Source organism: Psychrobacillus sp. (genome assembly GCF_056205495.1).
Genome location: NZ_JBAEAP010000647.1, coordinates 1 through 12850, shown reverse-complemented (window position 1 = coordinate 12850; position 12850 = coordinate 1). Strand labels below are relative to the sequence as shown.

General features: G+C 36.9%; 13 protein-coding genes. 1 reads left to right on the top strand and 12 read right to left on the bottom strand.

Features of this window, described 5'->3' with window-relative positions:
• Positions 1-40: 40 nt before the first annotated feature.
• Positions 41-355: a putative quinol monooxygenase gene (locus tag AC06OU_RS18670; protein ID WP_475857710.1), complete on the top strand. Its 315-nt coding sequence runs from the start codon at positions 41-43 to the stop codon at positions 353-355.
• Between the two features lie 198 nt (positions 356-553).
• Here AC06OU_RS18670 and recO read toward each other — a convergent pair whose 3' ends face one another.
• The 12 genes from recO to AC06OU_RS18610 form a co-directional block, all read right to left on the bottom strand.
• Positions 554-1336 (bottom strand): DNA repair protein RecO, encoded by a 783-nt coding sequence (gene recO, locus AC06OU_RS18665; protein ID WP_475857709.1) that lies wholly within the window; start codon positions 1334-1336, stop codon positions 554-556.
• A 32-nt stretch (positions 1337-1368) separates the two neighbouring features.
• Entirely contained in the window at positions 1369-2289 is a 921-nt protein-coding gene (gene era / locus AC06OU_RS18660; protein WP_475857708.1) for a GTPase Era, read from the bottom strand.
• A complete protein-coding gene (locus AC06OU_RS18655; protein WP_475857707.1) occupies positions 2273-2683 on the bottom strand; it encodes a cytidine deaminase in 411 nt (136 codons plus the stop codon). The genes era and AC06OU_RS18655 overlap by 17 nt, the downstream gene beginning before the upstream one ends.
• A gap of 14 nt (positions 2684-2697) precedes the next feature.
• A complete protein-coding gene (locus tag AC06OU_RS18650; RefSeq protein ID WP_475857706.1) occupies positions 2698-3063 on the bottom strand; it encodes a diacylglycerol kinase family protein in 366 nt (121 codons plus the stop codon).
• Positions 3050-3535, bottom strand: coding sequence for an rRNA maturation RNase YbeY (ybeY, locus tag AC06OU_RS18645; RefSeq protein ID WP_169358067.1), 486 nt, complete (start codon positions 3533-3535; stop codon positions 3050-3052). The genes AC06OU_RS18650 and ybeY overlap by 14 nt, the downstream gene beginning before the upstream one ends.
• A gap of 19 nt (positions 3536-3554) precedes the next feature.
• Positions 3555-5663 (bottom strand): HD family phosphohydrolase, encoded by a 2109-nt coding sequence (locus tag AC06OU_RS18640; protein WP_475857705.1) that lies wholly within the window; start codon positions 5661-5663, stop codon positions 3555-3557.
• A 407-nt stretch (positions 5664-6070) separates the two neighbouring features.
• Positions 6071-7024: a PhoH family protein gene (locus tag AC06OU_RS18635; RefSeq protein WP_298472861.1), complete on the bottom strand. Its 954-nt coding sequence runs from the start codon at positions 7022-7024 to the stop codon at positions 6071-6073.
• Positions 7021-8130, bottom strand: a complete 1110-nt coding sequence (locus AC06OU_RS18630) for a sporulation protein YqfD (protein WP_475857704.1) — start codon at positions 8128-8130, stop codon at positions 7021-7023. The genes AC06OU_RS18635 and AC06OU_RS18630 overlap by 4 nt, the downstream gene beginning before the upstream one ends.
• A 289-nt stretch (positions 8131-8419) precedes the next feature.
• Positions 8420-8887 carry a hypothetical protein gene (locus AC06OU_RS18625; RefSeq protein ID WP_298472864.1) on the bottom strand — a complete coding sequence of 156 codons (468 nt, stop codon included), beginning with the start codon at positions 8885-8887 and terminating at the stop codon, positions 8420-8422.
• Positions 8888-8914: 27 nt separating this feature from the next.
• Positions 8915-9901, bottom strand: a complete 987-nt coding sequence (gene floA / locus AC06OU_RS18620) for a flotillin-like protein FloA (RefSeq protein WP_169358310.1) — start codon at positions 9899-9901, stop codon at positions 8915-8917.
• Between the two features lie 11 nt (positions 9902-9912).
• A complete protein-coding gene (locus AC06OU_RS18615; protein ID WP_475857703.1) occupies positions 9913-11241 on the bottom strand; it encodes an NfeD family protein in 1329 nt (442 codons plus the stop codon).
• 396 nt (positions 11242-11637) lie between these two features.
• Positions 11638-12618: a phosphotransferase enzyme family protein gene (locus tag AC06OU_RS18610; protein ID WP_475857711.1), complete on the bottom strand. Its 981-nt coding sequence runs from the start codon at positions 12616-12618 to the stop codon at positions 11638-11640.
• Positions 12619-12850 lie beyond the last annotated feature (232 nt).

The following is a 12850-nucleotide window of genomic DNA, read 5'->3' as shown; positions in this document are numbered from 1 at the left end:
ATAGAATTACTTAAGTAATGACAAATTTAAGGAGAATGAAATGAATAAATTTAGCCTACTTAATAAGTTTATCGTTCAAGAAGGAAAAAAAGAAGAAATGGTTAATATTTTGATAGAAGCAGCTGAATCAATGGAAACTTTAGATGAATGTGAAATATATGTAGTGAACATTGCCGATAATGAACCACATTCAGTTTATGTTTATGAAATTTGGACTAATGAAAGTTCCCATCAAGCCTCTCTAGGTCTTGAGGTTACTCAAAAATTAATCAGCCAAGCAAAACCCATTATTACTAGTATAGAAAGAATTAGCACGCTAAAAACAAAAGGTGGAAAAGGTGTATCTAAAGAGTAAAGTCTAGCCGGTTTTATACAAATATACTTTAACCAAAGGCAAATTTAGTGCAACAGTTTTTAATAAACTATACAAAATAAAACCCAAATGCAAGTTTGGGGACGGTTTTGTAACAGCCTCTCGTGCATTTTCTTGTGCACATCAAAAACCAACAATTAAATTTAACAGAGCCTTTCCAATAAAAAAACTCATTCGGAATTACTCTTCCGAATGAGTTTCTTTTTTAGGCTGAAAAAACTCTGGAGTTTTGTTCATTTGATCTAAAAACCCCTGAGATTTTAAACGAACTCCTACTTGTTCATTGTATATTGTTCGTACGATTTTCTTTATAAAACCCTTCGTCTCTTTTTTCAAAGATAGCTTACCAACCTGGTCAATAGGAACGGTATAAAATGTTCGGATTAACTTCACCTGTGAGGGGGTTAAACGGATTAAATAAGGGTCAATCGTAAAACAACGATGACATAAAAAGCCGATTTGAGCAAAAGAGAATGCAAATTCCCCATCTGTTGCTCCACAATTGGCACACTGATGAAGTACCGGATAAATTCCAGCTACGGATAACATCTTCCACTCAACAAACAAGCTAATGGCTTCTGGATCATAGCCCTCTGATATTGCCTCTAATGCTTGCTGTAAAATTGTAAACACATGTGGTTTAGGAGATTCATCATCAATTAGTTTATCTACTAGCTCCATTATAAAACTAGCATAAGCTGTAGTAAAAATATCTTCTCGAATGACACGCATCGAATCAATTATTTCACCTTGTTGAAGAGACCCCATCCCTCTCCCTTGTTGTATTAAAAAATATGCATAGGTAAAAGGCTGAGAGATCGAAGAAAGACGGCTAGTTGGCTTTTTAGCTCCACGAGCCATCGCAGCCCTTTTTCCAAGCTCTCGAGAGAATATAGTTACTACTTTATCTGTTTCTCCGTAGGAGGAGGTTCGTAAGACAATCCCTTCTACCTTTTGAAGCAAAAGCCTTCCCTTCCTTCTATGCTTCCTCTATATTAATATTCGTCTTCTCTAAATCCATAATCTTTTAGGTGGGCAGATTTATTGCGCCAATCCTTTTGAACCTTAACCCAAAGTTCTAGGAAAACTTTAGTTCCTAAAAGCATTTCAATATCATGACGTGCTCTTGTCCCAACTTCTTTTAGAAGTGCACCTCTTTTACCGATTACAATACCTTTTTGAGAATCACGTTCTACAATAATAGTAGCCATAACACGGATCATCTCTTTATCTGTATCTTCTTCTTTTTTTATCTTGTCAATTACAACCGCAATTGAATGTGGTATTTCTTCTCTAGTCAAGTGCAATACTTTCTCACGGATCAATTCAGAGATGATAAATCTCTCTGGGTGGTCAGTTACTTGATCCGCTGGATAATATTGTGGACCTTCCGGTAAATATGATTGAATTGTTTCTAGCAGTCTTTCTACATTATTACCTTGAAGAGCAGAAATAGGAACGATTTCAGCAAAATCATATTTATCTTTATAAGATTCAATAATTCCGATTAAATCATCTGGATGTACTTGGTCTATTTTATTGATCACTAAAAATACGGGAGTTTCGTTTTTTTCTAATAGATCAATGATAAATTCATCACCTTTACCTCTAGGCTCTGTTGCATTTACCATGAACATGATAACATCTACTTCACGAAGCGTATTTTTTGCAACTTTTAACATAAAGTCCCCTAGCTTATGCTTCGGCTTATGAATACCCGGAGTATCAATAAAAATCATTTGACTTTGGTCTAGAGTAAGAACTCCTTGTACCTTGTTGCGCGTTGTTTGTGGCTTATCACTCATTATTGCTATCTTTTGCCCTATTACACGGTTTAAAAATGTAGATTTCCCTACATTTGGTCGTCCGATTATTGATATGAATCCTGATTTATATCCTTTATTGTTTTCCAGCATAATTTAAATCCTCCGTTGTAAAAGCTCCAGGCAATAATTCTGATACCGTCGTTTCTGTTACATTTCCTTTTAAGTTTGTTAAATATACGGGCATGTTAGGCTCGCAGAACTCCACTAACACTTGTCTACATGCTCCGCATGGGGAGATCGGTCCATCTGTATCTCCGGCGATAGCTATTGCTGTAAAGTCTTTTATACCTTCTGACACAGCTTTAAAAACAGCAGTTCGCTCAGCACAGTTTGTTAACCCAAAAGATGCATTTTCAATATTACAGCCTAATATAACATCTCCACTTTTAGTAAGTAAAGCTGCTCCCACAGGAAATTTCGAATACGGAACGTATGCTTTTTCCATGGCTGTGATAGATGCTTTTAGTAATTCTTCTTTCTTCATATAAAATCACACCTTTAAAATAAGATTACCGACCATTTCGGTATGAATATAATTAAACCTACTATTACTGTGCAGATCGCATAGACTAGACATGCGCCTGCAGCAAGATCCTTAGCCTGTTTGGCTAAAGGATGGGAGTCCGGAGAAGCAAGGTCTACAATTCTTTCTACGGACGTATTAACTAATTCTATCATGAACATCCCAAAAATGAGCATAACAACGATTATCCACTCCCATTTAGAGAGGCCAGTTAATAAACTTGCAAGGAATACTATACCTGCAGCAAACAAATGCAGTCGGAAATTTTGCTCAGTCTTTATAGCATGAATAACTCCCTGTGTAGCGTAGACAAAGGATTTCCCAAACTTATGAAAGTTCATGGCCTTCACGCTTCAAACCAAACTCCTGCAAAATTTTCTCCTGTAGACCAAACATTTCTTTTTCTTCTTCTTCCGTCCCATGATCATATCCTAATAGGTGTAAAAAACCATGGACGGCTAAAAAAGCAAGCTCGCGTTCAAAGGTATGCCCGTATGCTTGTGCTTGTTCAATCGTACGTTCTACAGAAATAATGATATCTCCAAGCAATGTGGGTATGTCAGCGTCTTTAATTTCTATTTCACCTTCACCCATTTCTTCCATAGCAAAAGATATTACATCTGTAGGCATATCTTTGTTCCGATAATTTTTATTGATTTCTTGGATTTGATCGTTTGTAACGAACGTAACACTTACTTCGCTCTCGTTTTTTACATTCAATTGCCCTGCTGCGGATTGTAGTACTTTTTCTACTAGTGCAATAGCTTCTTTAGTTAATGTATTTGTTTCGTCCATTAAATCGAGTTCTAACATATTATTGACTCCTTACTATTTATTTAGGGTATTCTATTCTCGAATGGAATGTGCCATTCATAGTTGAACAGAAGCTTTCTTCAATTTTCTTTATTTCTTTGAATGATAAGTCGCATTCGTCTAATTGTCCATCAATTACCTTATCTTTAATAATGGATTTAATCAGACTGTGGATTTTCTCTCCATTTGGCTCCTTCATGGATCTTACAGCCGCCTCTACGCTATCTGCAATTGAAATAACTGCAATTTCTTTTGTCTGTGGCTTTGGCCCAGGATATCTATAGGACTCCTCAGTAGTATTAGGATTATTTTCTTTTGCTTTATAATAAAAGAATTTCAATAAACTAGTGCCGTGGTGCTGTTCCGCCACATCTACGATTTCTTTCGGTAGCTTATGCTTCTTTAAAATACTCGCTCCATCTGTTGCATGAGAAATAATAATATCCCTGCTAGCTTCTGGAGAAAGGTTATCATGTGGATTATAGCCGTTCACTTGGTTTTCTATAAAGAACCCAGGTCGATTGGTTTTTCCGATATCATGATAATAACATCCAACTCTAGCCAGTAAGCCATTCGCTCCAATTGCCTCACAAGCTGCTTCTGCTAAGTTTGCCACCATCAGACTGTGATGATACGTACCAGGGGTTTCAGTTAAAATTTTCTTAAGCAACGGATGATTTGGGTTAGAAAGTTCTATGAGCCTCATTGTGGATAAGATTCCAAAAAGCGACTCAAAGAAAGGCAAAATACCAAGTGTAAGAGCCCCGGATAATATACCAGATATTAAGGCAGCGCCAATATAGAAAGCTACATCAACAAACTCATAAGTTGTCTTTGTCATTAACAGATAAAATAAGATAAAAGTTAAATTTATAGACGCAACAATTAAGCTTGAACGTAAAATTTGAGAACTATTGTACATACGCTGTACGGCAAAAATCCCTGCTATACCACCAAAGAGTATGTATAAAGCAACTTCCATTTGAAAGATATTCGTATATCCTTCCTGAAAAATAATCCCTGCATAGGCAGCTACGACAAAGCTAGATATAAATGCCGCTCTTTCATTGACTAGAATATAAACTAACATGGATACCATTGCAGTAGGAAACAAAAATGCAATAACAACATCAAAATTGTACGCTACTGATTGTAGCACTTTCATCATCAAGACGGATACAATAACACTAAAAGCCACAACAATCAGATTTTTCACATTGATAACATTAGGGTCTTTAAAACGAATGGTTTGTCCGAATAGCACCCACATTGTCATCAATACAAAAAGAGCTACACCTATATATTGTTTATAAGATGATTTATCAGTCAGCATTCCTAATAGATCTAGTTGACGATACACATCTTTACTGACAATTTCCCCTTTTTGAACGAGTATTTGACCTTGTAAAATTCTAGTTGGTTCAACGCTAGCTCTAGCTTGTTCCATGCGTAGCTCAGTTAGTTCATCGTTTTTTGCTTCTGTAGCTATAATGGAGCCCCGAGCGATAGAAACTAAAACGCTCATAAAACTGTCTGGGTAATTAAAAGTAGTTCGTACTTTCTGAACAACCTTATCTCTTTCTGTACCTAAATTTTCATTCCTAATCGGTTCACTTAATGTTTCTTCTACTAGGATAGGAAGCTTTTCTTTAACATCATTTATTGTTGCTATGTTTTGACTTAATAATATACTCAGTGCATCGTCAGTTAACGGTACAAAGCTAGCATTTTCTGCTAGAATGTTCATTTCTTTTTTTAGTCTTTGAAGACTATCTGTTGCCGCTTCAGGCTCATCACTTGTGATAGATTGCTTAATCTCTATTACACTATCGAAAATAGACTCAATGATAGTGGCCTGATTTTCAGCTGTTTCATCCTGGAACTGATAGACAGGATTAACTTCTGAAGCAGCCTGGTCTTTTTCTTCTTCAGTTTTTACTGGGTCTTCCATCGTTTTAACTGAACGGATAGTTTCAGGTGCTAAATTCATTAAGGATATATCATATGTATTTTCTTGCACGCTTCCCTTAACCAGTAGAAACATGCTTATGGAAGTTAGAAGGATAATAATTAAAGGGAGATATTTACTTTCTCGCCATTTTCTCCACTTGATCATTAAAGACTTCATCCTATCATCCCCTCGTCTACTATTCTCTTTATTATACCTTATATTTTCAAAATTTGACCAATTTATCTGAATTGACTGGTTTACAGTTAGAATGATGACGTTATCGGGAGGTAATTCGTTCATCTTCTATTCGAGGTACCTATTACTCAATAACTAGTAAGTGATAAAGTTTTCGTGGCTTCTATTCCATTTATAGTTGTTTTCCTTTTGGTGTGATACTTCCCTAGGGGCACACCTTCCAAATTTCCGTGGCTTTTGCTTCTGCTTTGGTTTGGAGCTTGAGCTATCCCCACAGAAGTTCTCTTCCTCACAAACAGCTAGTATGGAGAGGTTCAAAGAAATTAACTGCCTTTAAAAAGAAATAAAAACGTGAAATCAAGTTGCTGATTTCACGTTTAACTTATTGACTACTGCTCTTCATACGCAGATATAATTTTAGCAACTAATGGGTGACGTACTACGTCGCCTTGCTCTAAATATTGGAAGTGTATGCCAGAAACTTGTTGTAGTATTTTTTCTGCTACAATGAGACCTGACTCTGCACCCTTAGGCAAATCTATTTGAGTTTTATCTCCAGTTATGACCATTTTTGAACCAAAGCCTAATCGTGTTAAAAACATTTTCATTTGGGCTTTTGTAGTATTTTGGGCCTCGTCCAGGATAACAAAAGCATCATCTAACGTTCTGCCGCGCATATAAGCAAGAGGAGCAATTTCTATTGTTCCGCGTTCCATAAGGCGATCCGTTTGCTCCGTTCCTAATACATCATGTAATGCATCATACAAAGGACGTAAATAAGGGTCTACCTTCTCTTTTAGATCTCCTGGTAGGAATCCTAGACTTTCCCCTGCCTCAACTGCTGGACGTGTTAAAATGATTCTCTTAACGTGTGCATTTTTTAAAGCTTGTGTAGCCATTACTACAGCAAGGTAAGTTTTTCCCGTACCGGCTGGTCCAATTCCAAACGTTAAATCAGTATGTCTAATACCGTGGACATACTCTCTTTGTCCAATGGTTTTTGCCCGTATTGCCTTCCCTTTAGTATTTCGAGCTATTTCTTCATCATAAAGACTTGCAAAATATTCAATTGTTCCATTTGCACTCATTTCTATAGCTGTGGTTACGTCTCGAAGGTTAATATTAATACCTTTTCGAATTACAAGTAGAAGTTGTATGATTAGCTGCCTTGCATCTTCTACATTTTGTTCTTCACCAGCAATTTGTATTAGTTCTCCTCTGGTGATCAACTGCACCTTCAACTCTTCTTCAATCAGTTTAATATTCTTATCTGAAATACCAAGCAGCATTACTGCTTCAGTTGGATCCTGTAGATTAATATCTAATTGTTTTTGTTGGCTCATGTGTCGTCTCCTTGGGGTATAACTTGTGGTGTTGCAATATTTTCATTTATTAGTAATAATATCTTTCCTTTAACTTTATCATTTTCTATAGACATCTGTAAAACTTTATCTTCTAAGATTTGAGTGCCCCTCGGTAAATCATTCATAATTTTTTGAAATAATAAAGGTCGAACTAAATGCTCTACCGATTCTTCATCTAAGTCATAGGTAACTTTTTCACTGCCCTGTACATAGCCCGCTTTAAAATATGGCTGTAAGAATCTAGGCATAGCTATTTCCTTCCAATATTCATTGCTGTTATTGGATTTTTTCTCAATCAGCACTTCTCTAGTAGTCGGCTTTACAATGGTCACTTTTTTGGGAAGTTCGAAGTTAAGCTCTATCCAATAACTTGCATAGACCTTGCCCTCTGCGCTAGTTATAATTCGTTTTTCTCCTTGAGTAACAAAGCCGTTTACAAGTATGTCACCTTTTTTTACGGCAGCATTCTTCTCGACTGCTCTAACTCCTTTTACTAGCTCAAAGTCTGTAACAACGCCGCTTCTTTTAGCAATAAGATGAGATGCAGGAGCATTTTTCACTTCTCTCTCCTTCGTGATTGGAGCAAGCATCGGAGTCACTGTTAAAGTGGAACCTGATTGCGTGAAGTGTATCCAAGAGAACTCCTTATGCTTTAAAAGTAGCTTTTGCCGAATTTCTTGTTCTGACGGTAAAGAAGAAATACGTATACGTTCTTTAATTTTCATTTCTTTCAGTTGTTCTGTAATTAGAATATTGCTTTCTGGCGTATAAGAGTCAATATTGATCTTCCATATAAATTGTGCCAAAACCACTGGTATTATGAAAAAAAAGATTACCCCGATTATGGAATATGAATATAAAGAAATCGTACGATTTTTTGTCTCATCTTTTAGATGTACAGGAACCTTCAATGTTTTCCTTATCTTTCTAAACTCTTTAAGATCCTTACGTTTGATAGAAAAGAACAAGCTTTCTTCTGTGCTATACACCCGATATACTTCAATTTGTTGTGATAACAGCTTTTGAAATAAGAGAAACTGATCAGTAGAGCTTGGCAATTGGATCCTAATTAGTTGTTGTGGCATCAGCTGCTTTCCTTCCTAGTAAGTTTAAAGTGAAGGAGTTTGTCTACCTGAAGATGAAGGCGCTCCATCGACATGGACTTTATAGACAAACGGTCTGCTTTTATTTCTAGAAGATAATGGTTGTAGGAACAGACTAACTCCGTATCTGTTAACCGAAGAAGAGAAATTTCATAATCTAATATAATGTCATCAAAGTTATCAATCATAATACTCGCATGGAGTGGAAATAATTGTTTGATAAAAAACACCCCTTTACATGAATTTATGCATGTAAAGGGGTGTTCATGAGTTATCTTTTAGATTTTGGCGGAGCTAATATCTCTGATAAGACAATGGCGCGCATTAGCTCTTCTTTTGTATCAGGCATTATTTCTTGAACGACCGATTTTTTTGTTATATTTGTAGGTCCCACTTGATGGACGGAAAGACGGCCTGTTGACCTCGGTACACCTTGGTCTCTCCCTACTTCTCTTCCGACTTTTTCAACAATAGGAGGAGCTGCTGCCTGTACTACTTGTTTTGGAGCTTGCTTTCTAGGTGTTTGTTTTCTTTCGGGTCTAGCTTGTTGTTGCTCCTGCTGAAACTCTTTTGCTAAATCCCCTAAGCTTTTAAAGGGATTAGGGTTAACAGGTTTTTGCTGTGGAGCATTTTGGGTGTTACGAGGTGCAGGTTTGGGAGCCGGCTTTTCTTCCGGCTTCTTTCTGCCAAACAATGAACTAAGGATAATAATTATTAATGGTATTATTAAACCTTCCAAGGAGAAGTCCTCCTTCCTGAGCTAATACTAGTCTTTCAACTCATCCGTTGAAGGCTTGTCATTTCCTACCTTGCTAATTGAGTCTCTCATACCAGTGTCCGCTTTAATGTTGTTATAATTCATGTAATCCATGACACCCATGTTACCTTCACGAAGTGCTTCAGCCATTGCGCGAGGAACCTCTGCCTCTGCTTCAACAACTTTAGAGCGCATTTCGACAACTTTTGCTTTCATCTCTTGCTCAGATGCTACAGCCATTGCACGACGTTCTTCCGCTTTAGCTTGCGCAATTTTCTTGTCTGCTTCAGCTTGCTCCGTTTGAAGCTCTGCCCCAATGTTTTTACCGACATCAACGTCCGCAATATCAATCGACAGAATTTCGAATGCAGTACCAGAGTCTAATCCTTTAGATAAAACTGTTTGTGAAATTAAATCTGGATTTTCTAATACACGTTCATGACTTACACTAGAACCAATTGTACTTACAATCCCTTCCCCAACACGTGCTACAATTGTTTCTTCACCAGCACCACCGACTAAACGATCGATATTGGCACGAACTGTAATACGAGCTTTTGCTTTTACTTCGATCCCATTCATTGCAACACCAGCGATAAACGGTGTTTCAATAACTTTAGGGTTAACAGACATTTGTACTGCTTCTAATACGTCACGACCTGCTAAGTCAATAGCTGCTGCACGCTCAAACGTCAACTCGATGTTTGCACGATGTGCAGCGATTAATGCATTAACAACTCGGTCAACATTACCACCTGCTAAGTAATGGCTTTCTAATTGATTGATCGTTACATTTAATCCAGCCTTATGTGCTTTAATAAGCGGGTTTACGATACGTGACGGAATTACTCGACGTAACCTCATCCCTACTAATGTGAAAATACTAATTTTAACTCCTGCAGCCAATGCTGAAATCCAAAGTGCTATCGGGAAAAATGTTAAAAATACCGATAACAAAATGAATGCAATGACAATAATAACTATAGTACCAATCATGCCTGAAGAAATCATTGTGTTGCCTCCCCTTCTCTTGCTTCTCGAACAACAATTCGAGAGCCTTCCACCTTGATAATTACTACTTTCTTATCTTTGCCGATAAAACTACCATCAGATACCGCATCGATACGTTCATTCTCAATACGTATAGTCCCTGAAGGTCTAAGCTGTGTCATTGTCTCTGCTATTTTTCCAACTAAATCTAAACGATTTTGATTAGAAACATACCCTTGTTCAGTAGTAGTAGCATCCGTCAAAATCATTTTATTTAACAATCTCACTCTTTTACCAAAGAATTTCACAATAATCACCATTCCTAATATAGCTACTGTTATTGCAATTAAAACAGCAACACTCATGTAAAAAAGATTACCACCTGCTAATATTATACTAAATAAAACAGCTGCTAAACCTATTATACCAATAATTCCTCCTGGTACAAAAAATTCAGCGATAATTAATATAATACCTATTACCAGTAAAATAATGGATTCATACCCTGCCAACCCTGCTACAAGATGCCCATAAAAGAAAAGACCTAATGATAGTAATCCTACCGAGCCAGGAAGTCCAAACCCAGGTGAATATAACTCAAGAACTAAGCCTAAGCTTGCAAGAGATAATAAAATCGGCACTACTACTGGATTTGTAACAATTCTTGCGAGCGTTTCTACAAAAGCTAGCTCTGTTTCCACTACTTTTGCACCTTCAAGATTACTCTCTACTAACAACTTATCGAATGTAGCAACCGTGCCCTCAGAATAACCTACTTCTATAGCTTCCTTTGCTGAAAGCGTTAACAATTCTCCTTCTCCTGCTCGGTACTGTGGGAGATCTACGGATTCATCAGCCATTGCCTGAGCATAAATAGGATTTTTCCCTGTTCTTTCCGCAGCATTTATCATTTTAGCCTTCCAAGCACTCGTTGCCTTCTTGTCTGCAGCATTTCCTGCACTGTCAATGACAGCAGCCGCTCCAATGGAACCATTTGGTGACATATAAATTTCATCTGTGTGCAGTGCTAAGTATGCCCCTGCAGATAATGCCTCTGAATTAATATAGGCTATTTTGCGAATATCGGTAGAATCTAACAAATTCACGATACTCTCTGCAGAATTTACAAACCCTCCTGGCGTGTTTATATCGAAGATGATGGCATCTGCTCCTGCTTCCTCCGCTTCCTTAATAGAGCGCTTTAAAAAAGCATACAGACCATTCTCTATTTCCTTATAAACAGGAACTTTATAGACTAACTTGGAGTTTGCAGAAAAGGTTGGAGTCAACACAGCAAAAGCGGCAAGCAGCAAACAAAAAGAAATTAACAGCCGCGATAATTTCACACTTAAACCTCCCTTCATCTATATGTATATTATTATTTACGGATGAAAATCTTAAAAGTTTCATTTTTATTAAGAAAAATATTTTGATTATGAGATAAATTTAATTGTTTATGTTCATGCCAATTAATTTGAAGACGAGATTACAGTGGTCCAAGAGTAAGACTTGATACCTAGCGCAAGATAATAGAACGTGATTGAAAAAAATACCCAGGCATAAAAGCCTGGGCATTTTCATTGTTTTTTATACTGTCAATTCTGCTGCTATTTATATGATATGCTAGTACAGTTGTTTGTTACGTTTTCGCGTTTTCTCTCCATCAACCCCGCAAGCATAATGTCCAGTCTCTTTTTTCTATTCATTTGTACTAAAGCATCACTTTATATACCATATTATATTTACCATGGCTTTTGAAAGGACATTCTTAAATCATCTGTCACACGCATTAACTTTCCCCTTAATCCATCATACCAAGACGGAGCATCAATGATGACTTCATGATCTAGCGAACTCAATAACTTGTAGAATTTATATAAATTCGCATATCTTTGAAACCGTGGAAATTGAGCCACTATATCATTTTCTAGATTCATTTTAGAGCGATAACCATTCAAAAAAGACTGCATTAATACTTTTGAAGAAGGATTTTCCTCGCCAATAAAATCATCAAGGGCGGTTACAATATCAATCGCATACCAATGGTACATTGCATCATCAAAGTCGATTACATTGAAACAATTTTTATTCTCTTCAAAAAAGATATTATCCAGCTGGAAATCATAGTGTATGAGTCCATACGTCTCATTATCCTTCGGTAGCGATTGAAGCCATGAGGTAACTCTAGTTAGCTCCTCTAGGGCAATACGATCCGAAGGGTGCCTTTGAAACACGCCTTCCATGAGCTCCACTGTGTCCAACCAACTTTTTCTTCTTACAAATCCAGGCTCGAATTTTTTAGACAAAGTGTGTAGTGAGCCAAGTGATTCTCCCCACTCCTCCATCTGTATTTCAGTAATATCATTCGAATCCAGGTTAATTCCATTTGCTTTACTAAAGACAACAGCCATATACGTTCCTTCAGGAGCCATTAGTGTTTCAATTAATTCTCCATTCTTTGAACGAATTGGTACGACAGATGGAAAACCATTTAAGTATAAATATTGCATATACTCTAACTCAGCTTTTAATTGGTCCATAGTTTTATCCTGTTCTAAATTAAATCGCAAAAAATATTGAATTTCATTTTGTTTAAAAGCATATACAAAGTTTGAACTTGCGCGCCATAGTTCTAATGATCCCTCATCATTTCCCCAAAATTCAACGAGTTTTTGGGCCACCGTATTTGAAGCTAATACGTGTACCATGTTTTCTAAATTCATCACCTTTAATTTTTCCTCCCATTACCTTGAGAGGTTTATACCCTAGTTAAGAAGTAATACCTCTCATTAGTATGCTCTTTTGAATTTTTTTCATTTTCAATATGTCACCCCTTCCAGAAGTTTCGGCCATAAGAACTCACAGCCAGGTATTTTCTAAATTCTATATATATTTACAAATCCCTCTTTTACTCAAAAAAACAAAAAATGCACTCGAACGATGATCGTTCGAGTG

Coding starts and splice junctions, on each gene's coding strand:
- AC06OU_RS18670 (WP_475857710.1), top strand. CDS start 41: ATGAATAAATTTAGCCTACTTAATAAGTTTATCGTTCAAGAAGGAAAA.
- era (WP_475857708.1), bottom strand. CDS start 2,289: ATGCTGGAAAACAATAAAGGATATAAATCAGGATTCATATCAATAATC.
- AC06OU_RS18655 (WP_475857707.1), bottom strand. CDS start 2,683: ATGAAGAAAGAAGAATTACTAAAAGCATCTATCACAGCCATGGAAAAA.
- AC06OU_RS18650 (WP_475857706.1), bottom strand. CDS start 3,063: ATGAACTTTCATAAGTTTGGGAAATCCTTTGTCTACGCTACACAGGGA.
- ybeY (WP_169358067.1), bottom strand. CDS start 3,535: ATGTTAGAACTCGATTTAATGGACGAAACAAATACATTAACTAAAGAA.
- AC06OU_RS18640 (WP_475857705.1), bottom strand. CDS start 5,663: ATGAAGTCTTTAATGATCAAGTGGAGAAAATGGCGAGAAAGTAAATAT.
- AC06OU_RS18635 (WP_298472861.1), bottom strand. CDS start 7,024: ATGAGCCAACAAAAACAATTAGATATTAATCTACAGGATCCAACTGAA.
- AC06OU_RS18630 (WP_475857704.1), bottom strand. CDS start 8,130: ATGCCACAACAACTAATTAGGATCCAATTGCCAAGCTCTACTGATCAG.
- floA (WP_169358310.1), bottom strand. CDS start 9,901: ATGATTGGTACTATAGTTATTATTGTCATTGCATTCATTTTGTTATCG.
- AC06OU_RS18610 (WP_475857711.1), bottom strand. CDS start 12,618: ATGAATTTAGAAAACATGGTACACGTATTAGCTTCAAATACGGTGGCC.